Source organism: Mesorhizobium sp. WSM3873, assembly GCF_001672445.1.
Lineage (GTDB): Bacteria > Pseudomonadota > Alphaproteobacteria > Rhizobiales > Rhizobiaceae > Mesorhizobium.
This window is the reverse complement of record NZ_LYTM01000034.1, coordinates 131,206-157,923: the sequence shown is the minus strand read 5'-3', so window position 1 is coordinate 157,923 and position 26,718 is coordinate 131,206. Positions and strand designations below refer to the sequence as shown.

The 26,718-nt window shown below is 62.5% G+C and carries 21 protein-coding genes and 2 tRNA genes; 8 read left to right on the top strand and 15 right to left on the bottom strand.

What is annotated here, in order from left to right; genetic code table 11:
• Positions 1 to 120 precede the first annotated feature (120 nt).
• The 7 genes from A9K71_RS20405 to A9K71_RS31690 all read right to left on the bottom strand — a co-directional run bounded on the left by A9K71_RS20405 (position 121) and on the right by A9K71_RS31690 (position 7,253).
• Positions 121 to 2,904, bottom strand: coding sequence for a valine--tRNA ligase (locus A9K71_RS20405; protein ID WP_066999943.1), 2,784 nt, complete (start codon positions 2,902 to 2,904; stop codon positions 121 to 123).
• Positions 2,905 to 3,122: 218 nt separating this feature from the next.
• Positions 3,123 to 3,929: a PopZ family protein gene (locus A9K71_RS20400; protein ID WP_066999940.1), complete on the bottom strand. Its 807-nt coding sequence runs from the start codon at positions 3,927 to 3,929 to the stop codon at positions 3,123 to 3,125.
• A gap of 233 nt (positions 3,930 to 4,162) precedes the next feature.
• Positions 4,163 to 5,557, bottom strand: a complete 1,395-nt coding sequence (locus A9K71_RS20395) for a TolC family outer membrane protein (RefSeq protein ID WP_066999937.1) — start codon at positions 5,555 to 5,557, stop codon at positions 4,163 to 4,165.
• Between the two features lie 181 nt (positions 5,558 to 5,738).
• Positions 5,739 to 6,413, bottom strand: coding sequence for a protein-L-isoaspartate O-methyltransferase (locus tag A9K71_RS20390; protein ID WP_066999934.1), 675 nt, complete (start codon positions 6,411 to 6,413; stop codon positions 5,739 to 5,741).
• Positions 6,414 to 6,540: 127 nt separating this feature from the next.
• Positions 6,541 to 6,614 (bottom strand) — tRNA-Cys (locus tag A9K71_RS20385).
• 177 nt (positions 6,615 to 6,791) lie between these two features.
• Positions 6,792 to 7,052, bottom strand: a complete 261-nt coding sequence (locus A9K71_RS20380) for a hypothetical protein (RefSeq protein ID WP_066999931.1) — start codon at positions 7,050 to 7,052, stop codon at positions 6,792 to 6,794.
• Positions 7,053 to 7,253, bottom strand: coding sequence for a hypothetical protein (locus tag A9K71_RS31690; protein ID WP_095780750.1), 201 nt, complete (start codon positions 7,251 to 7,253; stop codon positions 7,053 to 7,055). It abuts the gene before it with no gap.
• A gap of 14 nt (positions 7,254 to 7,267) precedes the next feature.
• Here A9K71_RS31690 and A9K71_RS20375 point away from each other — a divergent pair.
• Positions 7,268 to 7,342 (top strand) — tRNA-Asn (locus tag A9K71_RS20375).
• A gap of 80 nt (positions 7,343 to 7,422) precedes the next feature.
• On the opposite strand, the gene A9K71_RS20370 is transcribed toward A9K71_RS20375, so the two are convergent.
• From A9K71_RS20370 to A9K71_RS20355, 4 genes are all read right to left on the bottom strand, one after another.
• The gene (locus tag A9K71_RS20370; protein ID WP_066999928.1) at positions 7,423 to 8,328 is read right to left on the bottom strand and encodes an FHA domain-containing protein; all 906 of its coding nucleotides are present in this window, start codon (positions 8,326 to 8,328) and stop codon (positions 7,423 to 7,425) included.
• An 895-nt stretch (positions 8,329 to 9,223) separates the two neighbouring features.
• Positions 9,224 to 12,370, bottom strand: coding sequence for an efflux RND transporter permease subunit (locus tag A9K71_RS20365; protein ID WP_066999925.1), 3,147 nt, complete (start codon positions 12,368 to 12,370; stop codon positions 9,224 to 9,226).
• A 78-nt stretch (positions 12,371 to 12,448) separates the two neighbouring features.
• The gene (locus A9K71_RS20360) at positions 12,449 to 13,327 is read right to left on the bottom strand and encodes a hypothetical protein (RefSeq protein ID WP_156752731.1); all 879 of its coding nucleotides are present in this window, start codon (positions 13,325 to 13,327) and stop codon (positions 12,449 to 12,451) included.
• Positions 13,314 to 16,418: an efflux RND transporter permease subunit gene (locus A9K71_RS20355; protein WP_066999918.1), complete on the bottom strand. Its 3,105-nt coding sequence runs from the start codon at positions 16,416 to 16,418 to the stop codon at positions 13,314 to 13,316. The genes A9K71_RS20360 and A9K71_RS20355 overlap by 14 nt, the downstream gene beginning before the upstream one ends.
• Before the next feature lie 442 nt (positions 16,419 to 16,860).
• Between A9K71_RS20355 and A9K71_RS20350 the strand changes: the two genes are divergently transcribed.
• A complete protein-coding gene (locus A9K71_RS20350) occupies positions 16,861 to 18,168 on the top strand; it encodes a hypothetical protein (RefSeq protein ID WP_156752730.1) in 1,308 nt (435 codons plus the stop codon).
• A 153-nt stretch (positions 18,169 to 18,321) separates the two neighbouring features.
• On the opposite strand, the gene A9K71_RS20345 is transcribed toward A9K71_RS20350, so the two are convergent.
• On the bottom strand, positions 18,322 to 18,786 hold the full coding sequence (locus A9K71_RS20345) for a hypothetical protein (RefSeq protein ID WP_127403953.1): 465 nt from the start codon (positions 18,784 to 18,786) through the stop codon (positions 18,322 to 18,324).
• A 772-nt stretch (positions 18,787 to 19,558) separates the two neighbouring features.
• The gene (locus A9K71_RS31685) at positions 19,559 to 19,885 is read right to left on the bottom strand and encodes a hypothetical protein (RefSeq protein ID WP_156752729.1); all 327 of its coding nucleotides are present in this window, start codon (positions 19,883 to 19,885) and stop codon (positions 19,559 to 19,561) included.
• Between A9K71_RS31685 and A9K71_RS20335 the strand changes: the two genes are divergently transcribed.
• Positions 19,885 to 20,619 carry an isoprenylcysteine carboxylmethyltransferase family protein gene (locus tag A9K71_RS20335; protein WP_245299689.1) on the top strand — a complete coding sequence of 245 codons (735 nt, stop codon included), beginning with the start codon at positions 19,885 to 19,887 and terminating at the stop codon, positions 20,617 to 20,619. The two genes, A9K71_RS31685 and A9K71_RS20335, sit on opposite strands and share 1 nt — an antisense overlap.
• Here A9K71_RS20335 and A9K71_RS20330 read toward each other — a convergent pair.
• Positions 20,603 to 20,785 carry a hypothetical protein gene (locus tag A9K71_RS20330; RefSeq protein WP_066999899.1) on the bottom strand — a complete coding sequence of 61 codons (183 nt, stop codon included), beginning with the start codon at positions 20,783 to 20,785 and terminating at the stop codon, positions 20,603 to 20,605. The genes A9K71_RS20335 and A9K71_RS20330 overlap by 17 nt on opposite strands.
• 664 nt (positions 20,786 to 21,449) lie before the next feature.
• On the opposite strand from A9K71_RS20330, the gene A9K71_RS20325 reads away from it, so the two are divergent.
• A complete protein-coding gene (locus A9K71_RS20325; RefSeq protein ID WP_156752728.1) occupies positions 21,450 to 23,234 on the top strand; it encodes a hypothetical protein in 1,785 nt (594 codons plus the stop codon).
• A 78-nt stretch (positions 23,235 to 23,312) separates the two neighbouring features.
• On the opposite strand, the gene A9K71_RS32145 is transcribed toward A9K71_RS20325, so the two are convergent.
• Positions 23,313 to 23,672 (bottom strand): hypothetical protein, encoded by a 360-nt coding sequence (locus tag A9K71_RS32145; protein ID WP_170950190.1) that lies wholly within the window; start codon positions 23,670 to 23,672, stop codon positions 23,313 to 23,315.
• Between the two features lie 546 nt (positions 23,673 to 24,218).
• Here A9K71_RS32145 and A9K71_RS20315 point away from each other — a divergent pair.
• From A9K71_RS20315 to A9K71_RS20300, 4 genes are all read left to right on the top strand, one after another.
• Positions 24,219 to 24,650, top strand: coding sequence for a cupin domain-containing protein (locus A9K71_RS20315; RefSeq protein WP_066999890.1), 432 nt, complete (start codon positions 24,219 to 24,221; stop codon positions 24,648 to 24,650).
• Between the two features lie 186 nt (positions 24,651 to 24,836).
• On the top strand, positions 24,837 to 25,595 hold the full coding sequence (locus tag A9K71_RS20310) for a copper homeostasis protein CutC (RefSeq protein ID WP_067000869.1): 759 nt from the start codon (positions 24,837 to 24,839) through the stop codon (positions 25,593 to 25,595).
• Positions 25,596 to 25,609: 14 nt separating this feature from the next.
• On the top strand, positions 25,610 to 26,104 hold the full coding sequence (locus A9K71_RS20305) for a GNAT family N-acetyltransferase (RefSeq protein ID WP_067000866.1): 495 nt from the start codon (positions 25,610 to 25,612) through the stop codon (positions 26,102 to 26,104).
• Between the two features lie 124 nt (positions 26,105 to 26,228).
• Entirely contained in the window at positions 26,229 to 26,714 is a 486-nt protein-coding gene (locus A9K71_RS20300) for an SRPBCC family protein (protein WP_066999887.1), read from the top strand.
• Positions 26,715 to 26,718 lie beyond the last annotated feature (4 nt).

Genomic DNA, 26,718 nt, shown 5'->3' with positions numbered 1-26,718 from the left:
ATTACGGCAACAATGGGGCCAAAACTTTCCGTTTACGTCAAAATTAACCCAACGGCAGGCCCGTATCCGAGTGTAGTGACGCTTCGTAAAGCGCCCTCCAGCGGAGCCGAATCTTGCCGTTCACCCGGCGTCTCGGACCCTGGTCAAAGCGACTGAAAGCTTCTCCTGCGCCTCGCGATATTCGGCGAGCTTTTCGCGCTCTGCCTCGACCACCTCCTGCGGCGCGTTGGCGACGAACTTCTCGTTGGAAAGCTTCTTGTGCAGGCGGGCGATCTCCTCGGTCACCTTGGCCAGTTCCTTCTGCAGCCGCGTCGCTTCGGCCTGAAGGTCGATCAGGCTGCCGAGCGGCAGACAGACGGTTGCCTCGTTGAGAACGATCTGGGCCGAGCCTTTCGGCGGCGCATCGACCAGCGCGATGTCGCCGACGCGCGCCAGCCGCTTGATGGCCTGGGTGTGGCGCTCCAGCCTTTCCTGTGTAAGGGCATTGGCGCCGATCACCATCAGCGGCGCGATCGCCGCCGGCGGCACGTTCATTTCCGAGCGCACCGAGCGAATGCCGGAGACGAGCTCGACCAGCCAGTTGATGTCGGCGGCAGCCTCGTCATCCTCGAAATCGGGTGCGGGCCAGGCGGCGTGGCAAAGCAGGGAGGTGCGTACCTTCCCCTCGCCCGCGGTCTGCGCCCACAGCTCCTCGGTCATGAACGGCATCATCGGGTGCAGCAGCTTGTAGATCTCGTCCAGCACGAAGGCGACACAGGCCCGGCTCTCCGCCTTGGCCGCCTCGTCCGTGCCCATGAACACCGGCTTGAGCAGTTCCAGATACCAGTCGCAGAACAAGTTCCAGACGAAGCGATAGGCGGCGCCCGCCGCCTCGTTGAAGCGGTAGGTGGTGATGCCCTCCGTGATCGCCCGCGCCGCCCGCGTCAGCTCGGTCAGGATCCAGCGGTTGACCGCGAGCTTGGCGTCGTGCAGCCAGAAATCGTCGTTCCTGGCGACCTCGTTCATTTCGGCGAAGCGCGTGGCGTTCCAGAGCTTGGTCCCGAAATTGCGGTATCCGGCGATACGTGCCGGGTCGAGCTTCACGTCGCGCCCCTGCGCTGCCATCACGGTCAAGGTGAAGCGCAGCGCGTCGGCGCCATACTCGTCGATCAGTTCGAGCGGGTCGATGACGTTGCCTTTCGACTTCGACATCTTCTGCCCGTTCTTGTCGCGCACCAGCGCATGAACATAGACCGTGTGGAACGGCTCCTCGTTCATGAAATGCAGGCCCATCATCATCATCCGGGCCACCCAGAAGAAGATGATGTCGAAGCCGGTCACCAGCACGTCGGTCTGGTAGTAGGTCTTCAGCTCCGGCGTCTGGTCAGGCCAGCCGAGCGTCGAGAACGGCCACAGCGCCGAGGAGAACCAGGTGTCGAGAACGTCCTCGTCGCGCGTCAGGATCTCGCCCGGCTTGAAATTTTCAAGCTTGTCCTCGACCCAGGCCTTCCACGGGCCTTCCAGCGCCAAATAATATTCGACCGCCGCGGCCAGCGCCTCCTCTTCGGTCTTCTCGACGAAGACGCGTCCGTCCGGCCCGTACCAGGCCGGAATCTGGTGCCCCCACCACAGCTGCCGCGAGATGCACCAGGGCTGGATGTTCTCCATCCAGTCGTAATAGGTCTTCTCCCAGTTCTTCGGCACGAAGTTCGTGCGGCCCTCGCGCACAGAGGCAATGGCCGGCTTGGCGAGCTCCGCTGCGTTGACGTACCACTGGTCGGTGAGGAACGGCTCGATCGGCACGCCGCCGCGATCGCCATGCGGCACGGTGTGGCGATGCGGCTCGACCTTTTCCAGGAAGCCGCCCGCTTCCATCAGCTCGACGATCTTCTTGCGCGCCACGAAGCGATCCAGCCCGTCGAGTTCATCCCAGACGGACTGGCGCTGCGGCGTCACTTCAAGACCGGCAAGGAACTCCTCGTTATCCTTGAGCTTGATGTAGGCCTCGACGGTCAGGATGTTGATCGCCGGCAGCTTGTGGCGCTTGCCGACCTCAAAGTCGTTGAAGTCATGCGCCGGGGTGATCTTGACCGCGCCGGAACCCTTTTCCGGATCCGAATACTCATCCGCCACAACGGGTATCCTGCGGCCGACGATCGGCAGGATGACGTTCCTGCCGACCAGGTCGCGAAACCGCTCGTCGTCGGGGTGCACCGCCACCGCCGTGTCGCCCAGCATGGTTTCCGGGCGTGTCGTGGCGACGGTGATGAACGTCTGCGGATTCTCGGGATCAAACGCCAGGCCTTCGACCGGGTAGCGGAAATGCCAGAGATTGCCGTTGACCTCATGCTGCTCGACCTCGAGGTCGGAAATAGCCGTCAACAGCTTCGGATCCCAGTTCACAAGCCGCTTGTCCTTGTAGATCAGTCCCTGCTTGTAGAGGGTGACGAACACCTCCAGCACCGCCTTGGACAGACCCTCGTCCATGGTGAAGCGCTCTCGGCTCCAGTCAGCCGAGGCACCGAGCCGCCTCAGCTGATTGAAGATCGCGCCGCCGGATTCGGCTTTCCACTCCCAGACCTTTTCGATGAACTCCTCGCGCGACAGGTCGCGGCGATGGATCTGCCTCTCCATCAACTGCCGCTCGACCACCATTTGCGTGGCGATGCCGGCATGATCCATGCCCGGCTGCCACAGCACATTTTTGCCACGCATGCGCTCGAACCGCACCAGGATATCCTGCAGCGTGTTGTTGAGCGCGTGCCCCATATGCAGCGAGCCCGTAACGTTCGGCGGCGGGATGACGATGGTGAAGGCTTCCGCCCCTTCCTCCGCGCCGGCGCCGGCGCGGAACGCATCGGCCTCTTCCCAGATTTTGGCGATCTTCGGCTCGACGGTTTTGGCGTCGTAGGTTTTATCAAGCATGGAGGAAGTCCGAACTGTCGGGAACAAGCGTCCGGTGTAAATCGGAAGCTCTTGGCCGAGTCAACCGCGAGAAGGATGAGCCGCCTTGCCCAGATAGGCTTGCGGCGATCAGCGGCAAGCCCACGACGCATCGCAAGACAAATCGCGCGGCCGCATTTTCGCGTAGATAAAAAGCATGGCCCGACGGCGGCGCTTTTACGCTGAAAGCCCAGACGAAATCACTGCGCGCCGCGCGCCACGCGCTCGATTTCCTCGCGCACCAGCCGTTCGACCAGTGTCGGCAGGTTGTTGTCGAGCCAGTCCTGCAGCATCGGTCGCAGCATCTCCTCGGCCATCTCGTCGAAGCTCTTCTTGCTGCGGCTGGCGAAGGCATCGGAAAGCTCGCCGAAGGCCGCCGCGACCTGACGGCCCGCATGCTCGGACAGGATTGCCGGCCGGGCTGGCGGCAGGTCGGACGAGGATGGCGCCGAAACGTTGCCAGGCGCCGCGGTTTCGGCCGTTGGCGCCGCAAGATCCTCCTCGTCGATCTCGACTTCGGGCGCCACTTCCGGAGTTGCTACCTTCGCCTTGACGGAACTTCCGCCAACGGCGGCGATCTCGCGCCGCCAATCGGCGACGATGGTATCGGCACTTTGCGGCACGCTCTCCGCTGCCCTCGCGACCGCCGGGGTGTCCGGCTCGGCGGCTACCCTGGCCCCGACTTCCGCCAGGGTGGTGGGAGCGGGCGCGGTCTTCACCGGTTCAGGGCCGGTCTCGGCGATCGTCGGATCGGACGCCGCAAGCTGGGACTGTATCTCCGCCAAACTCACCGGCTTGCTGGGAGCGGATCCGGCGTTGAGCTCGGAACGGAAGGGGTTAAGGTCGGCCGTCTGCGCCGCCGGCGTCGGCCGGAGGTCCTGGCGAACGTCACCGTTGTCCGCCGCCGGTTGCTTGCGGCCGGTATCGCTGTCCTCGATGATCCTTCGGATGGAAGCAAGTATCTCTTCCATGGAAGGTTCGCGCTGCGCGCTGCTCGCTGTCGCCATCGTCACATCCGCCGCCTTTGTGACTTGTTCAAGATTTCCATTCCGGCAAGACCGGAATTCGAATCAATGCGGACAGCGTAACCGACCGATCGTCATCCGAGAATCCCCAATCTGGGGAGACGTTGGATTTCAACAGATTAGCTCGCTACGCCGCCGGCAGCCGACCGTCTGGTTCCAATGCAAAAGCGCCGCGCATCCATTGGACACGCGGCGCTTTTGGAAATGCCAAAGGTTCAGCGGCCGTCCGGCGTGCGCAGCCCGATCCACTTGTCCTTGACGGCGTTGTAGTGCTCTTCCGGGTTGTATTTCGTGACCGCCAGGCCGAGTTGGCCGGCGGACAGGCGGCCGATCGCCGACAGGATGGCGTAGCTCGCCACGACGACATCGCGCTCGGAGCTCGCCTGGTTGATCTTGGCGGTGATGACGGCGTTCTGCGCGTTGAGCACGTCGAGCGTCGTGCGCTGGCCGACATTGCGTTCCTCGATGACGCCGTTGAGCGCCAGTTGCGCGGCGGCGATCACCTGCCTGTTGGCATCCACGCTTTCGCGCGCGGCGGTGTATTGCGTCCACGCCGAAGCCACGGCCTGGCGCACCTGGTCGCGACTGACGTCGACCTCGATGCGGGCCTGGCTGAGCGATTCCTTCGATTGGCGAACCAGCGCAGAGGTGCGCCCGCCCGAATAGATCGGCACGGTAAGCGTTGCACCGATATTGGCCGAATTGGTCGTTCCTTCGGAACCCGCCGATGCAAAAACGCCGGGCGAGGTGTTGCGATACTGGCTCGAAATCCCGGCGCTGGCGGAAAGCTGCGGCAAAAGCGCCCCTTCGGCCGACTTAACCGAAAAGGCCGCGGCGTCGACGAGATGCTCGGTGGCAAGGATGGCCGGATGCTCCGCGGCGGCAATGGTGAAGGCCGAATCGAGGCTTCCCGGCAGCAGCTTTCCAACCGGCGCGGCCGCCTTGAGCTTGCCCGGCTCGTCGCCGATGATCTGGTGGTAGGTCGCAGCGCTCGCCAGCGCCGTCGCGCGAGCGCTGGCGAGTTGCGCCACCGCGGTCGCCCGCGAGGCATCGGCCTGTGCGACGTCGGTGCGGGTGCCCTCTCCGACCTCGAAGCGCGACCGCGCGGCGCGCGCCTGCTCGGTCAGGAATTGCAGGTTCTGTGCGGTCAGGACCGCGATCTGGCGATCACGAATCACATCCATGTAGGCGCTTGCCGCGTTGAACAGGATGTTCTCTTCGGTGTTGCGGAGACTTTCTTGCGAGGCCCTGACCTGCGCTTCGGCGGCGGCGACATTGTTCTTGGTTTGAAAGCCGTCGAACAGCGTCTGGTCGATCTCAACCCCGAAATTGCCCGTAGTGATATTTAAGGTTTGACCCAGGTTGTTGTTGCGGCTGCTGGTGTAGTCGATGCTTGCCGATCCCCTGATCGTCGGGCGGTAGCCGGACTTGGCGATGGCCACGCCCTCGTCGGTGACACGGGTGCCCGCGCGGGCGGAATTCAGCTGGGAATTGTATTGATAGGCTTTGGCGAGCGCGCCGGTGATAGTTTCGGCGGATGCTGCCAGCGGCGAAAGCGCGGTCGCCGAAACAAGTATGGCTGATAGAAAAGTCTTGTGTAGGGGCGGCACGTATTATCCCTCATTCGTTTGCATGGGAACCACGCCGCGCACCTTTTCCATCCGGATCAGCTAGCGCCGCGTGTTTATCGTCCCCCGCTGACAGCCCCCGAAAATGCACGTGAAGCAAATCAGCAACGATTGTTCAAGCGCAAGCGATCATGACAGCGCCTTCGCTGCAAGGCAAAACCGCTCAAAATTCGAACGCATGAGCACGTTCGAACCCCGGTAGTGGCTTAATTGCCGCATTAAATGCGCGTCTGCCGGTTACAACCCCCCCGGCCTTGACAAAAAGACGCGCAACGCCAGAGTTGCCCTGCCCCTCGACCACAACCAGCCGTCCGTCCTCGGCGAGCTGGCCGAGCAATGCCGCGGGCACCTCCTCGACGCTGCCGCCGATGAAGATGACGTCATAGGGTGCCGCGGCGGCATGACCCTGCGGTAGCGGCCCGATCACTACGGTGGTGTTCTGGCAATCCAGTGCCGAAAGGGTCGACTTCGCCGCTTCGGCAAGCGCCGGGTCGCTTTCGAGCGCGACCACCGATTTTGCGATTCGGGAAAGCAGCGCGGCCGAATAGCCGGTGCCGCAGCCGACATCGAGCACCGAATCGGTGTCGCTGATTTCGGCCAGTTGCAAAAGCTTGGCGAGCGGTGACGGTTCCATCAGATAGCGGGCACCGCCGCCACTGACGCCATCGGTGACGCGGATGTCCTCGTCGATATAGGCCAGGTCCCGCTGCCCGGCGCCGACAAAAGCCTCGCGCGGCACGGAAAGCATCGCTTCGATCAGCGGCGCGCTGGTCACATCGGTGGTGCGGATCTGGCCATCGACCATCTTCACGCGGCGTTCGGAGAAATCAGCGTTCATGTCCCAACCAACCCGCTTCCCGCGCCCAATTCGTGCCCCGCGCCCGATCCGATTTTCCAGGCAAATGACGCGGGCCAATTCGACCGGAACCTAGCGCCCCGGCGCGACAGCGCCGGAGCCCGGGCATTGGAGGCCTCGCCCGGAATCGAACCGGGGTGCAAGGATTTGCAGTCCTCTGCGTAACCACTCCGCCACGAGGCCTTCCATGCTCCCGGCGTTCCGGGGCAACTCAATATGTTGGCGGTGAAAGGTCGTCAAGCACCGGCAAGTCATTCCCGATGCTTTCCCATTCCTCATCGAAGGCAGTGGTTGCCGATTGCTTGCGGCCGATCCCGATGGTGTCGCCGGCACCTGCCGGACTCTCTCCCTGCAAAGCTCTCAATCCGGCCGGCGGCGGCGTTCCCACCAGACCACGAAGCGGCGCCTGTGACGACGCACCAGTGCGAATTCGTAGGACAGGACCAGCAGGCCGATCGGAACCATCCAGAAACCGAGAATCGGCAGAAAGCCCAGAATCCCGCCGATTGTGAGCAGCACGCCGATCGCGATCCGCAATCCCCGCGAGCGCGGCATGGAGAAGTCGCGGCCGAAGACCGTGATCTTGCGCGCCGGCGGGTTATCGTCGTCAGTTGCCGTCATTCAAAGCCAGATCCCATCTGCGCGGCCGATGTCATAAATACCAAAGGACGACCAGCCGCATTGTTCCATGCCGGTGTCAAGCCGCTCATATGTGGGCACGCCGAAGCGATGCCACAAATCGCCGCACGAAAAACTGCAGAAAAATTGCGAATTGCTGCTTTGCAAAGCCGAAAGGTGTTTGCTATAGGCTGCGCCACTCACGTCAGAGCCTCCGTTCCCCGGTAGCTCAGTGGTAGAGCAACCGGCTGTTAACCGGTTGGTCGCTGGTTCGAATCCGGCCCGGGGAGCCAATTGCCATTGTTTCATTTGATTGAATGAACTTCCGATTCTGCAAGCGCGCGGCGCTGGATCCGGCAGCATGCGGCAACGGTCAAGCCGGGCCGGGCCAGTCTGAGGTAATTTCGTAGTAAAGGATTTCGGCGTCGTCGAGGGACGATCTGCGTCCAGGCGAGATGACGCCGGAGCCGAAGAGAAGAATATCTTCGCGGCGCACGAATACTTCATGGTCGGGTCCCATCGACACAAATGTGCCCGACGAGCTTCGCTCGATAAGCACCGCCTTGCCATTCGAAATGGTGAAGGTCGCGTGGTGCCTTGAGACCCAGGGCCGCTGGATGACGATGTTGCATTCCGGGGATCGGCCGATCGTCACCAATTCGTTGTTTCGGCAGGATCGCAACTGATCTCCATAGCGGATGACCAGATTGATCTGCCGCGGCGGGGCGGAGCGTCTCTCGATAACGGTGCCCCGGCTGACGATCTGCGTACTGAGGGCCCGATCCTCGCTCCCCAGGGTATAGACATCGAAGAGTTCTTGCTTTCCCTTGAAAGCCATTTTGTCGAGGAGCCGCAAGGCACTGCGGCTATCCGCACAAAGGGCTTCGAAGAAGCTCTGGCTGATCAGCACCTCCCCGGGGTTGGCCGTGGTGGACAACCTTGCGGTGACATTGATAACGTCTCCGAATACCGCGCCCCGCGCGCGAATGACCGCCCCGAAATGCAATCCGATCCGGGCGTGCAACGGCCCTTTCGTCAGTTCGCTGCTGATTTGGAAGACGGCCCTCAGCGCCGCCTCCGAACTGTCGAACAGGCTGAGCACGTCATCGCCCTTCGAGTAAATGAAGTCACCGCCGTGCCGGGCGACGATCTCGCGTATCGCGTCGAGGCAATCCGAGATCTGCTGCAGAGCGGCATCGTCGCCGATGCGCTCATAGAGCGGCGTGCTGCCCACGACATCAGCTAGGAGGACTGCGGCCAGAAGTCTTTCCTGATCCATCGGCTCGTATCCGACCAAGAACGCGACGTATATAGCATAACTCACCCTGCTTGCCCGCCTGGGAGCCGGTGCTGTGGTGTGACCATCTTGCACGGCGACAACCCGGCCTTGTTGCCGCCCCGGCAAATGCGCAAGAAACTTTCCACGGCTATGACCAAGGCTGCCAAGCGCACGTTGAAAAGCAAGCGGACGATGCGGTCCGGAACAGCATCCCGAAAGCGAGGACGAGGATAATAGGCGCGGCATACAGGCCGGTTCAGGGCAATGCTGGGTGGCGTGCGCGTGAGACGAGCGGGTGGAGTGTATCATTTTAATACAATCCTCAATTTGTAGACTCCTGCCATGCATCGGCAGCTAGTGTTCTGCGTCCAGGCTAGTGGAGGGAGCCGCGGACCGGGAGGAAAAAGATGTCCATCCAAAAGGAAGACTATCGCACGAACCGAGCCGACTATGCCCTTGCCGCGAAAGGCCAATCGGCCGTCGATGTGGGCCGCAACGAGATTCTAGAAAGAAGAAAGAAGACTGTCTGGCTAAGAGATCCGCGAATCGCCAGATTGGCCGCAAATCCGTGCGAAAGCCTACCAGGACCAAAACCCAGACCGCGCGGGAATTAGCGACGCTGCTTCACCTATGGATGCGTGCCCCATCATAGCGGCAGGAGCGTATATTTGTCGTCAGCCGGTGCCGTATTTCGTTTCCTAGCCCCCGCCGGCTAGCCCCGGCTCTGTCCGCCTGCTTTGTGAACACGGACGCTTTCCTTGCTGCTCCAAGTCCTCCGAGTTTTGTAAGTTGTCATGCTCTTTCGCTGCGCGATCGAGATGATCGCCAACGGTATAGCCGGTGGATTGGATGCGGTAGAGTCACGAACGTTCTGGTCTAAATCTCGGGCTTTGCATCAAAGGGGAGATGGTTCCAGGCCGAGACCTGTGGTCCGCGCCGGCGATCGCGCCTGCAGCGAACCGAGTCTGAGATAGATGGCAGGCACGACGAAGAGGTTCAGAAGCGTTGACGTGATCAGCCCGCCCAGAATGATGATAGCCATCGGATGTTCGATTTCCTGCCCGGGAATGTTGCCGGTGACAACCAGGGGGACGAGCGCAAGACCGGTCGCCAGCGTCGTCATGAGAATGGGCGAAAGGCGTTCACGCGCGCCGCGCAGGACAAGTTCCGGTCCGAAGGGCTCGCCCTCCTCGCGCTCCAGATACAGGAAATGGTGGATCAGAAGCACCCCGTTGCGGGCCGCGATGCCCAACACCGTCAGGAACCCCACGAGGCCGCCTAGCGAGATGATGCCGTCGCCCAGATACGCGGCGATGACCCCGCCGACCATAGCGGCCGGCAGTGACAGGAAAACCAGGGCAGCGAGCCTCCAGCTTCTCAAGGAGGCCTGCAGCAGCATGAAGATCACGACCGCGGCGACAACAGAGGCATAGACGAGCCTGCTTTGCGCAGCCCTGCGTTCCGCCGCCTCGCCCAGCAGCTGGGCATGATAGCCGAGCGGAAACTCGAACTTGGCCAGGCGCTCCTCAACCTCATGGACGACCGAGCCCAGGTCGCGGTCGCGCACGTTGGCATGCACGTCATGGCGGCGCGAGGCGTTCTCACGTTTTATGGTGCTGGCCACCGGGGCAATCTTGACTTCGGCAACGTCGCCGAGCCGGACCTGACCGCCGTCGGGGGTATCCAGGAGAACGTTCTGTACGTCGTCAAGGCCGCGCCGCGATTTGGGCGTCGACCATACCATGACGTCATACACCTTTCCGATGCGATGAACGTCGCTCACCTCGTGACCGGCGAAGATCACGGCAGCAGCGCGACGAACATCGCCGGGCTTGAGACCCCTGGAAGCCGCCTTGGCGATATCCACGGTGACCTGAATTTGCGGTACCGTCTTCTGCGGCTCCTCGTGTAGGTCAATCAGGCCCTCGATGCCGGTCAGGGCGTCGCGGACCCTCACCGCCTGCTCCCGCAACATCGCCGCGTCAGGCCCGAAAATCCGAACCACTATCGACTCGCCCGACCCGGTGAGCACTTCCTTCACGCGCTCGCGAAGGTAGGTCTGGACGTCGCGATAGATACCGGGATAGCCGCCGACCGTGTCCTGAACCGCTTTCAGGGTCTCGTCATAATCGACCTTCGGATCGACGCTGATCCAGTTCTCCGTGAAGTCGATGCCCACCACCTCGTCGGCCACCAGCGCCCGGCCGATGTGAGCGCCGAAGTTGCGCACCCCGGGAATGGATCTCAGTTCTTTGCTGGCAGCCACCGTCATCCGGTACATCTCTGCATGCGATGTCCCGGGCGGCGTCAGCCAGTGCATGAGGAAGTCACGTTCCTTGAAGGAGGGCAGGAGCGAGGTTCCGAGCAGCGGCCAAACGGCCAATCCCGCGACCACGACGAACGCGGTGATCCCAAAGATCGTGCGAGGAGCCGCGATGATCCGCGACAGCATGGCGGCATAGCCTCGCTGCAACCGCCCGACAAGCGGCGAGACGCGCTCGATCGGCGCTCCTTGAAGCAGGATAAGGCAGAGTGCCGGCGTCACCGTCAGCGCCACGGCCATCGAAGCGAGGAGCGCGATGGAATAGGACGTCGCCAGCGGTACGAAGAAAGTGCCCGACAGACCACCCATGAAGAACACAGGGACGACCGAGATGACGATGATGAGGGTCGCGGCGACGATCGGGCTGCGGATCTCGAGCGATGCTTCCAGGATAACTGATGCCACCGATTTGCCAGCGCCGCTGCGGCGATTCTCGCGCAATCGCCGCGTGATGTTTTCAACGTCGATGATAGCGTCGTCCACCACCGATCCCACCGCCACGACGAAGCCGGCCAGCACCATCGTGTTGATGGTCGTTCCGAGCCAGTAGAGAACAAGTCCCGCCGCGACCAGGGAGAGCGGAATCGCCAGCAGGCTGATGAGCGCCACCCGCCACTCGAACAGGAAGGCGCCGAGAACGCAGACGACCAGGACCGATCCCACCAGCAAGGCCATTGTCAGATTATGGATCGAGAGCTCGATGAACGTCGCCGGGCGGAAGATCTGCAGGTCGACGTCGATGCCCTTGAGGCCGTCCCTCATTTCGGCGAAGGCGGCCTCGACGCCGCGCGTGACCTCCAGCGTATTCGCCCACGGGAACTTCTCGACGATCAGCATCATGCCGGGACCGTCATTGATCACAGCGTCGCCGATCGGCAGCGGTTCCCCCCAGGTGACGTCGGCAAAGTCCGCCAGTACCAGTCGCTCGCCGGCCTTTGACTCGACCGGAATTCTCTTGACGTCCTCCAGCTTCACGCTGGACGCTATGTCGGCGCCGACATACAACCGCTGGTTGTCAGTGTCGATGAAGCCTACGGTCTGGCTCTTGGCTGAGCTCGACATCGGCAGCAGGCCGAAGTCCAGCGCATCGGCCGAAGCCTCCATGACCTCGTTCAGCGTCACGCCGTGTTTCAGCATGCGTGCGGGATCGACCTGGATCTGCAGCTGTTTGAGCTTTTCGCCCCACATCGCCACGTTGGCGACGCCGGGCACGCGCAGCAGGCGGAAGCGGATCTTCCAATAGGCGGTCATCGACAGGTCGAGCTGAGTGAGCTCCTTCGACGAAAGGCCGATCTTCATGGTCCTGCTGGTCGACGACAAGGGCTGCAGCATGACGGGCGGGCTCGAGCCGAACGGCAGTCTGGCCGACGCAAGCTGCACGCGCTCCTGGACGAGCTGCCGGGCGTGCATGATGTCGGTTCCCCGCTTGAAGATCATGACAATGGAGGACAGCGACATCACGCTCTTCGAGCGGATGACGTCGAGTTCCGGTGTGCCGCGCAGTGCATCCTCGAGGGGAATGGTGATCAGCTCCTCGACCTCGGCGGTCGACATGCCGATACCCTCGGTCTGAATCTCCACCAGCGGCGGGGAGAATTCGGGGAAGACGTCCACGGGCATCTTGCGGAACACGTCCAGACCCAGCAGCACCATCAGCGCTGCCGCGGCCAGTACCAGATACCGGTATTTCAGATTCGTGCCGATGATCCAGCGGAACATGGCCCTGTCCTTTGTTCGGATGATTGGACGCCGGCTAACTCAGGCGTTCGCAAGCGACGGAATGTCTTTCACGCCCGCTCAGTGGCCGCCAAACTTCAATTCAACCCCCATCAGCTCGACCGCGCCGACCGACACGACCGGCGTACCGCGCGCTGGTCCGTCCGACAGCACTGCTATGTCGCCAAGGACGCGCTCGACAGCCACTTTTTGGCGGACGAAGACGAGCGGCTCCGGATTGGAGTAGAGCCAGCTGTCCCCGTGCTCGTCATAGACAACCGACGAGTAGGGCACGATCTTCGCCATGCTGCCGCTCTCCGGCGCCTTCATCGCCACGAACGCATGATCGCCTGGCTTGACGCCGCTGCTTGCCTCGAGGAATTCAAAGAACCGCCCGTCGTCCCGGTCCTTCACCGCCACCGGCCGCGCCGTGTAATATTTACCGGAGCGGCCTTGGCCGGTCAGCAGCACGACCACTAGACCGTCCTTATCCTCGTCCGCCGGGTTGGCGACGCCGAAAATCTCGGCAAACTCGTCGTGGTCGCCGGTCTCGTCCTCGTCATCCTCGTCGTCGACAACCGCGATCAACATCTGGCTCGCCGCGTCCACAGGCACCTTGATCAGGGATTGCCGTGCTTGGCCGCTTTCACCGGCCGGCGCGATGGAAGCCGTCTCCGTAATTGCATTCACCGACGGTTCAAAGCTCGCAATCTCGACCTGGGCGTTCATCATCATCCACCGCTTGGCCGTCTCCTCCCGCAGCGCTTCGGTCTGGATGCTCAGTCGTTTGGCAGCCTGTTCGGTCAGAACCACGCGTGGAAATGGGGAACCTGCGACCTCTACCAGCTTGGCAGGCGCGCCTGCGGGCGACTCCGCGGCCGCGAGGGGTCCCGTGGCTACCACGACGAAAGCCACACCGGCGACGAGGGATGACTTAAGAAAAAGCCTATTGCGAAGCATGTGCAACTCCTCCAAGGCGTCGTGAAACCGGGCCGGAATGGAGCATCATGGCCGGTAGGACGAACAGATTGATCAGGACTGAAATGACTGCGCCTGCGATCACGACCCATCCCATTGGATGCAAAATCTCCAGACCAGCGGCGCTGCCCATGACCACTGCGGGAAGGAAGGCGAGGCAGGTGACCAGCGTGCTCGTCAGCATGGGCGCGAAGCGCTCGCGCGCGGCCGCCGCGACATGGTCCGGCCAGGATTCGTCACCCTCCCGGGTCTGATCGACGCGGCTGGCCAGAACCAGACCGTTGCGGAGTGCAAGCCCGAGGACGGCGAGAAGTCCGGCAAGCGCCCCAACCGAAACGGTGCCCGTTACCGCCACGAGGATCGCCGCGACGCCACCCGACACTGCCACCAGCGAAAGGAACATGCCGGTCGCCAGTCGCCAGCTTTGCAGCGCCGCCTGCAGCAGGAAGAAGATCAGCACTGCCGCCGACGCTGCGAAGAGCGTCACCTGCAGCATGGCTGCACGGCTCTCGGCATACTCGCCCCGAACGTAGGCATGGTATTCGAAGGGGAGCTGCACCTTCTTGAGCTCTGCCGCCACGTCTTCCGCCACTGCCGTGACGCTGCGGCCTGCGACGCTGGCGTGAACGTCCATGCTGCGCGTGACGCCGTCACGCTCGATGGTGCTCAACTGCGGCACCATCCGCACCTCGGCGATATCGCCAAGGCGTGTATGCGGGCGATCAGGCGTTTCGATCAGAAGATTCTCGACGTCGGCGATGCTGCTTCGTGCGTTGGGAGCCCCCCAAACGACCACTTCGAAGACCTTTTGCTGCTCGAACAGATTGCCAACCTCGAGCCCGGCGAAGACCGTCGCTGCCGCGCGCCGGATGTCTCCCGGTTTCAGTCCACGTGCGGCAGCCTCCGCAACGTCGACCTTGACCTCGATTTCGGGCGAGAAAGCGTTCTTGTCGATGCGTACGGAGTTGATGCCGTCAACGGCGGCGATTCTCGCCGCGACGAGCTTTGCCTGCTCTTCAAGCACGGCCGTCTCGGCCCCTTCGATGCGGACCACCACTGGTTCGCCGGCGTCGGCGAAGATCCGCCCGGCCGTACTGGCCAGATAGCCTTCAACCTTCACCTCGAGGTCCGCGAAGCCTTCCATCGTGTCGCGAATTTGCGACAGTGCGGCGGCTCGGTTCCCCCGCTCGTCGAGCCCAATCCAGAGCTGCCCGGATTCGATGCCGGTGACCTGGTCGCCCGTGATGGCCCTGCCGAGATGGCCAGCGACAGAGCTGACTCCATCGATTGCGCGGACTTCGGATTCCAGTCGCGCCATCGTGCGGATCATGGCGGGCAAGGATGCACCCGGCGCGGCCTTGAACGAAACGCGGACGGTGCCTTCGTCAAAGGACGGCGACGGCGACCACTTCAGGGCGGGCGTCGCCGCGAGTAGCGCCAACGCTCCGAGACCCACGATCGCATAGGCAGGACCGGTCGTCGCCGAGAACCTCCCCAGCAGCCGCCCATAGGCCGCACCGAACAGCCGCGCCACCACAGGTTCGGACCTGTTTCCTGCTGCGCTGCCCGAACGGAAAAAAACCATCGCGAGGGCGGGCGCCGCCAAGAGCACGACGACCATGGCAGCGGCCACCGTGACGCCATAGGCCTGAGCCAGCGGCCGGAAGAATGCCGCGGTTTCGCCGTCGAGTCCGAGAATCGGAGCAACCGCCAGCAGACCGATCACCGCTGCATAGATCATTGGCTTGCCGATCTCGCCGATCGCATCGAATAGAGGCGCGGCGAGCGGACGGCCGCCACCGGCGCGGAGGCGCCGCCCGATGGCCTCGGCAGCCACTACCGCAGTGTCGACCACGAGGGAAAGCGCGGCCGCGAGGCCGGCCAGGTGGATCAGGTTGAAGATCGGGCTGCTGAAATAGAGAGCGACAAGTGCCGCGACATACGACAGGACGATCGCGACGACGGCGATGCTCGCCGCGCCGACCGGCGTCAAGGACAGGAAGAGGGCTACGGACACGACCACCATGGCGGCGATCACCATCCGGACCAGATTGGCCAAGGCGCTGTCGACATAGTCGGAGGCGCGGTAGAGGGAGGCGTCGATGTCGATGCCCGGCATGCCTTGGCTCAACTCCGCGAGCGCAGCTTCGACCCCCGCTACGACCGCTTTGGTGTCGACGTTGGGAAGCTTCTCGACAACGAGGATGAGGCCAGGCTGTCCGTTGATCATCGCATCGCCGATCAGCGGCGGATGGCCTTCGACGACCTCGGCCACGTCTCCTAGCCTGAGCGCGGAAGACGGGACAGCAACCTTCGTCAGGTCGCTGGCCTTGCTGATCGGTTGCACATGCTGGATGCCGAGCCTCTGGTTCGGCGTGTCGATCCAGCCTCCGCTTCCGAGTACTGACGCTTCCAGATAACTGAGCGGCGAGACCCAGAGCGAATCCCCGGCGCTCTCTACGGCCTCATCGAGCGAGACGCCGGCCGATTCGAGGCGCTGAGGTTGGATTTGCACCTGAAGCTGGCGAGCGCGCTGGCCCCAGATCGCGACGTTGGCGACGCCCGGCACGCTGAGCAGCTTCGGCGTCATCGTCCATCGGGCCAGCACCGACATGTCGATCAGCGACACGGTCTTGGACGACAGTCCGACGATCATGGCACGGCCTGCCGCCGACTTCGGCTGCAGCATGGTGGGCGGCTTCGAGACATTGGGCAGGGCCCAAGCCATCGTAAGACGCTCCTGCACCATTTGTCGGGCTTTCATCGGATCCATGCCGGGCTCGAAGGTGAGCAACACCGAAGCCATCCCCGGCACCGACTTGGAATGAATTGATTTGAGGAAGGGCGTCGCGGTCAGAATCTCTTCGAGATTGATGGTCACCAGGCTTTCCACTTCGCCTGTCGACAAGCCGAGCGCCTCGGTCTGCACCTCCACGACCGGCGCCCCGAACTCGGGAAGAGCATCGGTTTTGGCTTTGGGAAGCAGAACGGCACCCGCCGCTACCAAGAGTAGCGCGGCTGCTAGGACCAGATGCCGAAATTCGAGACTCAGCTTGACGAGCGTTTGCAGCACGGCAACCCCCCGCGATTCCGCGGCGCGCGAAAGCGCGCCTGCGACAGATCAGAGACAGTCCCAAAGCGTATCATGCGGGAGGGCGCCGCATAATTAATCAATATTGCAAGGCGCTATTACCGTATATCCGGCGGGTCTCTAACTTTTGGAGTAGAGAAATAGTTCATACAAATTTATTAGGATAGCCACTCACGCCGTGAGTGCTCGCGTCGGTTGCATGCGCGTGTGTCTGTTTCCAGCGAAAGGCTGGACGTGCTCTGGCGCAATTTGCCTCGGTCGGGGAGTGCCCGAATATTCATTCGAGGAAGGCGAAGCGGGACCGCCAATTTGCTGCGCCGGCGGTCCTTGGGGGAGCGTACCGGGCGCGGAATAGCGAAGAAGTGTTGTAGAGATGCGACACGTTTGCGTTTGTATGAGACAAGCCGCGTTTGTAAGGGACAAAATGACGAAATCGCAGTTGCCGCAGTGGACTCATCGGATATCATCGACGCGTGGTGCATCTCATGGGGGCTCGACGGTCATTCGCCTTTTTATCTTAGCGCTTAGTGGCATATGGCTGCTGTACTCTTCGGCTTCTGCACTGGCGGAGGAGCACGAACGGGCTCTGGCCGAAGAAACGATACCGGCTCTGGCCGAAGAATGCGCCGCGCCCTGCGCGGGGTACGAGGCTACCGCGGAGTTGCAGAACGACTGGATATTTGGCGCACATCCGTCTTTCCTGAGGTCCAATGTGTTGTTTCCGAAGTTCGAACTCGATCTTTTCTACGCGCCGACGGATTATCTTCGGTTCGTGAGTGCCATCGTTACCGAGCCCGTGGTCGACCCGGAACCCGGGGAGGATGCGGCCTTTCAAGGGATCGGCACCTATGTCGGTGAGCTCTACGCTCTCACTAAGGTCGATCCCCTGACCGTGAGGGCCGGAAAGTTCGACACGGTGTTCAGCCTGGCCAGCGAAGCCCTGCCGGGGATACACGCCCCGGATCTGGCGTCTGTTTTCGACGCTGACGAACGTCTGGGTGGCGAAGCTGTTGTTGGCTTCGAGGGCTTTGGGCTGAACCATGCCCTGGCCGCGACGGTATTTACGACCGACCGGACGTTCCTCAGCGAGTCGCTCTTTACCAACCGTGGACGGCTCGCGCTGGCGGATGGCGGTGCCGGCAACACCACCGGTTTATCCTCATTCTCAGTTACCCTTGATGGCTGCAAAGGGGCGGAAAAGGGCGATTGTTACAAGGACGGTGAATTCGGCTATCGCCTTGGCATCCGATACCAGAAGCCCGGGCTGGCCGTCGACACAGGGGAGGAGGAGGAGGAAGAAGAAGAGGAACCGCTGCCGGGGACCGGCAATGAATTGGCCTACCTTGCTGCCGCCACTGGAAGCTTCGACCTCAACGGGAACACACTGAGGCTTCTCGGCGAATCGGCCTACCTTAAGCATTTCGATGGCGGTCCGGACGACGCTCTGCTTCTCACCGGATCTGTCGCGCTGGAAGTGCAACCTATGACCTACATAGCCACCTACACGCATCAGCGGAACTTTGTCGCCGACGGTCCGGACACCCGCGAGCAATTGGCGGATTTCGAAGTAATTTATGCGTCTGGGGAAGAAGAAGACGCGCCGTCCGGCGCGGCGAAATGGAACCTCGGCGCCGCCTACACATTCGCGGAGAATGCTGAGGACGAGAGAACGCACACCTTCAGTGTGCGCGCGACGCTCCAATTCGGCGGACACGTGAAGTTAGGCAGGTAGGTTCGATCGTCCGGATGTCCGGCGCTTGTTGACGGCTGCCTTCTGCTGAACTCGAGTGAGGTCCGCAAGCCCGTCTGCCTGCGCCGGACTTGTTTCTTCTCTCAGGCTGATTGAAGCTATGTCAGCGACCCTTCAGTGCAAGAGTTTCGCCCATCAGCCCTTCACTTCCTTTCCATCCGGATCGAAGACGGGCTGAACGTTCTTGCCCTTGTAGCTTATCTGGAACTCGTAACTCACCTTGCCGTCGCGCATCAGCTTCTCCGCAAGCTTGATCTTTCCACCTGCGAATTTCGTATCAACGGCCGCACGCACCGATTGAGGCACCGCTTCCATCGGAATTGATTCCTCGACGACGATGACCTTGCCGTCTTTATGGTAGAGCACATCGCGCGTCATTGCGCCCTCGACGCTTGCTATCTCGAAAACCAGTTCTCCGTTCTCGACCTCGCGGGCGCATGCCTTGACCTTGGCGACGGGAAAATCCTTGTGGAACATGTCCCGCACCACCAACGGCACCTTCTTGCAGGCGATCGGCTGTTCCGCGGCCGACGCGCCGGTCGCCCCGGCAAGCACGAGGACGAACGCGCCGGGCGCCAGGCAGTAACGAACAGGTTTCATGGGGGGACCTCCTTCATATGACCTCATCGGCTTTCACGGAGCACCAACACTGGAGTCGACCAGACAAGCAGCGGTGCCGCTTTGCCGCCTCTGCCGCGGCGCCGAGTTGGGTTACTCCTAGTGGCTCTGCGGCGGTGTGCGGCTGTACGTATTTGCGCGAGCTTCGCCTGCAGCACTGCGATCCACCAATGGCAAGTGTTGCGGAACCCACGCGCCGCGCTACCCAGCGGAGCGTAGGCTGGCTAAGGCAGCCTGAGCGACCGTTGCCCGACGTTGGAAACCCAAGATAGGACAAAGCGCGCCGGCGGACCGATAGCCCAAAACGGCTTTGCCGGCCTAACCGAAAGCCGTAGCGGCTCATGCGAAGTTCCGGACGCCCCCAGCGGGAGGTGGCGCCGTTCCGGGGACCGTCGTCGCTCCCGTCGCGATCATGCCTTTTTGCAGCCGCAGCTCCAGCGCCTGCTCGGCGACGACTTCCTTCAAGCGCTACAATGAGCCGAAATCCCGCTGTCGGTTAAGCCCACTCTGGCGTTGATGTCGGACATCACGAACGAGGCCCCTTCGCAAAAAGGGGTAATCCCGTCGCAAGCGAGTCAGCTCAACTGCCGAATCGTAAAGCCTAACGACTGCAGCGATAAATAGGCGCGTCAACCTGAAAGCGTGCTGGCAGGCACGAGGGAGCCTGCACTGAATGTCTCGCGGAAGTGTCGCCGTAGCGCCCGGCTCGTCTGCTCACGTCTTCGTGCCCGAAGACCCTAACAAGTCCTATGGGTCACGAAAGGCGTTTTGCCTGCAGCGCCGTTTGGGCCGAGGAAGCCAAGAACCCGGCCGGCGCGCAGGCGGAACGATCGACACAGAAGCGACCTCCATCCGCATCCTGACGACCATTCTGCAGCCTATCACGGGACATTTTGTCAACGGAGACGCGGGCTGGCTGCGCGTCGAGCTTCTTGATCCGACCAAAACACCTCCAAGCCGCCATCTCAACAACGAAATCCCGAACGTCCTGATCCGCGCCGAGATGCCGATTCTCGCCTTCGAGGCCGAGGGCGGGCGGCTCCAGGACGTCTTCCTTCAGCTTACCGAGGAGACGATCCAATGATCGATACCCCTCCTGTTCAACCGCACGGCCAGCAAAGCCTGGCAAGCGCAAGCGAGCCGCATATCGGGGGGTGCCGTCAAAATGCGGAGCCCAGAAACGCGGCCTCTTCATTCCCGGGGGCCTCGATGAGAGTTCAGTCAGTCAATCAAAGGATGCGAATAAACGCCGCTCGGGCAGCGGGGCTGGTTGCTGCAACTGTTATCCTGTTTTCGCACCCCGGATTGGGTGGGGGCGTACATGAACTGATCCAGATGGCGGGTCTCGGCCTGGTCCTCACCTGCTTCGTTGGCAGAATGTGGAGCATTCTCTATATCGGTTCAAAGAAGAATCTGGAGTTGATTACCTCCGGCCCCTACTCGTTGACCAGAAACCCGCTCTATCTCTTTTCTACGCTTGGAGCAGCTGGGATCGGATTGATCCATGGATCGATCGCCGTCGCTCTGGCGCTGGGATTTTTCAGCTATTGGATCTTGGTCATCACGGCAGCCAAAGAGGCCGAACACCTGAAGACGATCTTCGGCTCGCAATACGATTCCTATGCGCGCTATACGCCGCTGTTCTGGCCGAAACTGTCCCAATATACGGACTCTGCCGAAGTTGTCTTCTCCCCGAAAGCGCTCAAGCGCAACTTCCAGGATGGACTGTACTTCCCCGCAGCCTATCCCGCCATTGAAGCAATCGAACAACTGCGAGCAGGCAGTTACCTGCCGATCCTCATGACGATCTACTGAGATCCGCCAGATCCTCTCTCAGCAGCAGGACCAAATGGCCTGCCGATTTCGGCATCGTCACCAGTTCGTCGAGCTTGATGAGGTAGCCGCGGGAGTCTTGGCGCTCGTGCCGGGCACCGCGATGGCCATTTTGCATGGCCGAACTGTCGCCCAGATGGTTGACCACCGAGGTCTGTGACCTAGCTTTACAATGGAGCGTCCCAGACTCCGAAATGGTGGCATGGCGCGCACCGTGGGAGAACTCCCCGGGACGTTGAGGATGGAGAGGCGCGAGCTGGCTTTCGACCGGCGCCCAGCCATGCATCGCCAAAATTCCCCCAGTACTGGGGCCGAAGCGATGACAGCTTCGAAGGCAGGCAGTTAGCCAGGGCGAGGAGCCACACACCGCTTCACGAGCTTAAAGTTACATCGGAAACCGCGCAGGTACCGCGATGTCAGATCTTGCCGGGTTTTACGCAGACGACACAGGTCTCGCTCTCCTGGGCGGGATGACAATATTTGTATTGGTCGGCTTCTTCCTTGTGGTCCGGCGTATCCTCATCGCAGCGAGACGGCGTCACCAGTATGGCTACCTGAGCGAAAGTACGCCTATTCCCCTCGATGAGGCTTCTTGGGCCTGGGATCGCCCACGCAATCGTGCAGCCAAGCCGGCTTCTTCCCGGGCCGCCGTCCCCCCAGCCCCGGATGTTCAGGGTCTAAACTCCGGTAAGTCCGGGGTGCGAAAGGATTATCTCAACACGACGCCCGAAGCGGGCGAGAACTCGCGCGAGGACCTGCCCGATGCTTTGGCCTTACCTCCCCGTGTTCGCAGAACGAGCCCCTTGTTACGCTTGAGCGTCGCCGCAATTTGTCTGGCCGTGCCGCTTGGCTATGCGTTGACGAGACAAAAGCCGGTCGAAAGCGCCCCCGCTGTTTCGCGGGCCGATAGCTACTCCCTTCCCGATCTTTCACGCCCCTTGGAGATTCCTGCCAGCACGGCATCAACCGACGCACCCACGAACGGCGAATTGCCCAAACCGGATCTCAACGCTGCCGAAGCACAGGTCGAGGCAGCTCGTGCTCAGGCAGCAGCTGCAACGGAATTGGCTGGCCAAGAGCACCGAGCGATGGAGGAGGAGCGCGCCAGGAGTGCCTCTCTGGAGAGTGCGCTCGCTGAGACGCGCAAGCAGATCGAAGTGCTGAAGACAAGCATGGCAGCCGCCGACGACGCCAGCGAGGACCGTTTGCGCAACGAACTTGTGGCAGCCCGCACGCTCGAGGCATTGCGGTGGATTGCGCAAGATGTCCGCGCGCGGATCAGCGAAACCATCGACCATGTCTTTATACAGATGCCCGCTGCTCGCCTCGAACGGGAGCGAACCGAACAGATGGCGCGCGACCTAGCGCAAGCGCGAGCGCAAATTGAACAGCTGGAAGCCAAAGCCGCCGGGGATCGCGCCAGAGCCGAGGCTTCGCTGGCGCAAGCGAGCGGGATGCTTGACGAGGAGCGCCGGAAGTCGGAGGACCTTCGTGGCGACATCGCTGAAATGGAGCAGTCCAAGGCCGCGATCGCGGACACGGCTGAGCGGGAACGGACCGGTGCCGCCGCGACGCGAGCAAGGGTTGAGCAGACTGCTGCCGAGACGGCGCAGGCATTGGCGCGGGAACAGGCTTCGGCAGTCGCGGCCCGTGCGGACCTCGACAAAGCCCGGCTCGAGCGCGACGCGGCCGAACAGGAGCGAGCCAAGGCCGTCTTAGCCAAAGAGCGTGCCGAGCAGACTGCCGCCAAGACGGCGCAGGCTCTGGAACGCGAACGCGCTTCAGCAATATCGGCCCAAGAGGACGTCAACAGAGCCAGCCTCGAGCGCGACGCGGCTGAGCAGGAGCGAGCTAAGGCTGTCTCGGCGAAAGTGCATGCCGAGCAGGCTGCAACTGAAACAGCGCAGGCGCTGGAGCGCGAACGCGCTTCGGCAGTCGCGGCCCGTGAGGACCTCGACAAAGCCCGGCTGGAGCGCGACGCGGCGTTGCAGGAGCGAGACAGGGCTGTCGTAGCGAGAGAACGTGCGGAGCAGACTGCTACCGAGACGGCGCAGGCGCTGGAGCGCGAACGCGCTTCGGCAGTCGCGACCCGGGAGGACCTCGACAAAGCCCGGCTGGAGCGCGACGCAGCGTTGCAGGAGCGCACCAAGGCAGCCGCAGCGAGCGAGCATGCGGAGCAGAGTGCTGCCGAGACGGCGCAGGCTCTGCAACGAGAACGCGCTTCAGCAGTGTCGGCCGGAGACAACCTCAACAAAGCCCGCCTCGAGCGTGACACAGCCCGCCAACTCTTGGGACAGGCCGCCATGAGGCTGAAGGAGGCTCTGGACAAGCAACGTGAAGCGACGGTTTCTTTCGCCCGCGAGCTGGCCGCCGCGCGCGCCGACAATGACAAGCTTCGGGCTCAGCGCCGCGACGCTCAGATCGAGCCGCCGCTGAAGCCGCGCACTGGCCGCGCATCGGCCGGCGCAGGCCAGACGAAAGCTGTCAGCCAAAAGAAGACTACGTCCAGCAAGGTTCGCAAACCGTCGCGCGAAATCCGTGTGCGTGCCATCACGCTTCCGTTTTCCCTCCGGCCAAGCCATTCGACGTTGGACTGAGCTGGAACGACTGCCCTGGAAAATCGGGCGCTGGGCGGCATGAACTCGGACGTCTACGGCGAGGGCTCCCACTGTGCGCTATGTCAGCCCGATCACGCTGCCTTTCGCGTTCAATTCGCAGCCGACCGGCGCCTGGCGCGTCTCGACGCCGTTTTGATACCCGTAGTCGATGCTGACCTGGACGGGAGCCGATATCCTCTGACGGCTCAACCGCCGTACGGAACCTGCACTGCTGACGCGCACACTGGTCGCGCCAAACTGAGCTGCGGCCTGCTCGATTGCCTCACGGCAGGCCCGAACGATGTTGTCCGGGACACCCGGCAGCACTTCGATTGGATGGACTGCCAGTGGAATGGCGCTGTCTTCGAAGGGCAGCAGGGCGGGCGGAAGGTCGAGCGACCTTCCGCCGTTGCCGGCTACGCCCGCCCTTGACGTCACTGACCCGGTTGTGGTGGGGCTGCTTCCGTCATCGTTAGACGGTGGGGACGGTGGGTCAGACGGCGGACTGCCGCCGGAGCCGCCGGGATCGCCGCTAGTTCCGTTGTGCTGACCGTTGTTGCTGCCAGCGCCATGACCTCCGCTATTCCCGTGATCGCCACCAGCGTTATGACCTTGGCCGCGCTCGCCGGCGGCCGCGGCTCCCGCGCAAGCTATCGCGACAGAGCACGCGAACGCGAAACGGACCAAGCTGGATCCCAGATATTGACGCACGGCACCCTCCAAAGGCGCTTCGGCCGGCCGTCCTTCCGCCGCATGCCGTCAGAACGGCGCAGTAGCCCCCAGGCAACTCGCGACTACGCCAGGGAAACTAACTAGGGGATGATTCCGGTCTATCAAGGGACTGGGTGCGGCAGCACCCAAGTGCGGGGCAGATTTGAAGGACCTGGCAGCTGATAGTTCATACAGCCCGGGAAGCCCCAAAATCCTTTCTCCTTGCGAGTCGACAGCGCTTAGGCGATTTTGCGATCATTTCGGGAGGAAATCGTGCGAAACATTCCGGCATCGGCGCTGCTGCTGGCGGCCGCTTTTTATGCAACCACCGCCGACGCTCTGGACAGTTCGGCCACACCTGTTGTCGTGACGCCATTGGCGTCCAAGACGACGACGGCATCCGGCCAGCCGATCAAGCTGCCCCAGAAGAATGTCGAGGTCCAGGTCTCGGCCTATCAGATCGCGCCCGGCGCGACGCTGCCGGTGCACAAACATCCCTTCCCGCGCTATGCCTATGTCGAGGCAGGCACCCTCAAGGTCACCAACGTCGAGACCGGCAACAGCAACACCTACAAGACCGGCGATTTCATCGTCGAGATGATCGGCCAGTGGCATCAGGCGACCAATATCGGCAGCGATCCGGTGAAGCTGCTGGTGATCGACCAGGTCGAACAAGGCGCCAAGAACACAATCCTGATGCAGTAGCGAGGCAACGGGGCTCAGCTGTTCCGCGGTAGGGCGGGCGCTCCAAGGCTTGAGCAATCAATAACTGCGCGCCGAACAAAACCGAAAGTGCAAAGTGACGCTTTCGCTTGCTGGACCGATTGATGCGGCTTCCGCCTCGATCGCCCCGATGCTAGGGCTGCGCTTTCTCTTCAACATGGATGGATGATGGTGACCGACGCTCAAAGGCCCCTGATCGAACTCTGCGTCGAAGGCATTGACGGGCTGCTTGCCGCGCAGGCCGCCGGCGCCGACCGGGTCGAGCTTTGCGCCAGCCTCGTCGAAGGCGGCATTACGCCGAGCCTCGGCACGGTGCGCGTAGCACTCGAACGTGCGACCATCCCGTTTCATGTTATCGTGCGCCCGCGCGGCGGCGATTTTCTCTACAGCGAGGCGGAATACCAATCGATGCTGGCCGATATCGGCGCGCTGCGCGATCTCGGCGTCGCCGGCATCGTCGTCGGCTGCCTGACCGCTGACGGCGCAATCGATGAAGCGAGAATGAGCGAACTGGTGCGCGCCGCCGGTCCCCTCAATGTCACCTGCCACCGCGCCTTCGACATGACGCGTGACCCGGCCGAGGCGCTCGAAGCGCTGATCCGCTGCAAGGTCGGCCGCGTGCTGACCAGCGGGCAACGCGACACGGCGCTGGAGGGCGTCGATCTGCTCGCGCGCTTGGTTCGCCAGGCCGGCGCACGCATCATCATCCTCGGCTGCGGCGGGTTGGCGCCCGACAATATCGGCGAGGTTCGCCGGCAAACCGGACTGACCGAGATGCATTTTGCCGCGCTTGCCGACGTGCCGAGCGCCATGCGCTACCGCAACCCGCATGTCGGCATGGGCGGCACCGATCTCGATCGCGAGTACCGCAACACGGTGACCGACCAGGACTTGGCGGCGGCAACGATCGCGGCCGCGAGGGTCTGATGCCGGAAGTGACGATGTCGAAAGATCGCGTGCCGATCGAACGCGTTTCGCCTGCCGACGAGGCCGCCATTCTTGCTCTCAACAACGAGCATGCCGCCGAGTTGTCCTGGCTGGAGCCGGAGCGCCTGTCATTCCTGATCGGGCAGGCTTTCTACACGCGCCGCATCGGGACGCTCGAAGCCTTCATCATGTGCTTCGATCAGGATGCCAGCTACGAAAGCCCGAACTTCCTCTGGTTTCGTGAGCGCTACCCCCGCTTCGTCTATGTCGACCGGGTGGTGGTCGCGGCCGAAGCGCGCGGCCGTGGCCATGCCCGCCGTCTCTACGAGGATCTGTTCGAGCATGTCAGGCGCGCATGCCACACGATCGTAACCTGCGAGGTCAATGCCGATCCCCCGAACCCCACATCGGATGCCTTTCACGCCGCGCTCGGCTTTGCCGAGGTCGGCGATGCCGTGATCCACGGCGGCAGGAAGTCGGTGCGCTACTACGCCAAGCCGATCGACTAGCGCATGGCCCTGAAAGCCAGAGGCTTTCAACCATGAGCCAAACAAGGTTCGTGCGACGGCCGCACTGGCCACAAACAGAAGCTACAGCTAATGTATCGCCTTCGTGTGCTGGGGGCGTGACATCATGCCAAGCAACGTCTTCCGCTTCGACGAGAGTTGGAACATTCCCGATGCCACGCCGCAGGAAGTGTGGGACGTTCTGTCCGACGCCGAGTTGCTGCCGCTCTGGTGGGGCGACGCCTACAAGGAAGTCGAGCCGCTCGACAAGAAAGGCAAGGCCGTCGTCGGGTCACGGGCAAGAGCCAGGGCGCGAGGCGCCTTGCCCTACGAGCTGAACTTCATCATCGAGGCCGCAGAGCTCGAGCCTGGCCGGCTGGTGGTGGTCAAGACCTTCGGCGATTTCGACGGACTGTGGCGGGCCGAACTGTCGCCAGCCGGAAGCGGAACGCATGCGAAGCTCACCTGGCAGGTCATCGTGGAGAGGCCGATCCTCAAACTCCTGGCACCCTTGCTCAGACCGGTTTTCGCGTGGAATCACCGCTGGACCACACCTCGCGGCGAAGCCGGGCTTCGGCGCTATCTCGCCGCACAAAAAACCGGCAAGGCCTGACCTC

Coding starts and splice junctions, on each gene's coding strand:
- A9K71_RS20365 (WP_066999925.1), bottom strand. CDS start 12,370: ATGTTCCGCTGGATCATCGGCACGAATCTGAAATACCGGTATCTGGTA.
- A9K71_RS20380 (WP_066999931.1), bottom strand. CDS start 7,052: ATGACGGCAACTGACGACGATAACCCGCCGGCGCGCAAGATCACGGTC.
- A9K71_RS20405 (WP_066999943.1), bottom strand. CDS start 2,904: ATGCTTGATAAAACCTACGACGCCAAAACCGTCGAGCCGAAGATCGCC.
- A9K71_RS20360 (WP_156752731.1), bottom strand. CDS start 13,327: ATGCTTCGCAATAGGCTTTTTCTTAAGTCATCCCTCGTCGCCGGTGTG.
- A9K71_RS20390 (WP_066999934.1), bottom strand. CDS start 6,413: ATGAACGCTGATTTCTCCGAACGCCGCGTGAAGATGGTCGATGGCCAG.
- A9K71_RS20300 (WP_066999887.1), top strand. CDS start 26,229: ATGCCAAGCAACGTCTTCCGCTTCGACGAGAGTTGGAACATTCCCGAT.
- A9K71_RS20345 (WP_127403953.1), bottom strand. CDS start 18,786: ATGAAACCTGTTCGTTACTGCCTGGCGCCCGGCGCGTTCGTCCTCGTG.
- A9K71_RS20350 (WP_156752730.1), top strand. CDS start 16,861: ATGACGAAATCGCAGTTGCCGCAGTGGACTCATCGGATATCATCGACG.
- A9K71_RS20305 (WP_067000866.1), top strand. CDS start 25,610: ATGTCGAAAGATCGCGTGCCGATCGAACGCGTTTCGCCTGCCGACGAG.
- A9K71_RS20370 (WP_066999928.1), bottom strand. CDS start 8,328: ATGGATCAGGAAAGACTTCTGGCCGCAGTCCTCCTAGCTGATGTCGTG.
- A9K71_RS20400 (WP_066999940.1), bottom strand. CDS start 3,929: ATGGCGACAGCGAGCAGCGCGCAGCGCGAACCTTCCATGGAAGAGATA.
- A9K71_RS20310 (WP_067000869.1), top strand. CDS start 24,837: ATGGTGACCGACGCTCAAAGGCCCCTGATCGAACTCTGCGTCGAAGGC.
- A9K71_RS20335 (WP_245299689.1), top strand. CDS start 19,885: ATGATCGATACCCCTCCTGTTCAACCGCACGGCCAGCAAAGCCTGGCA.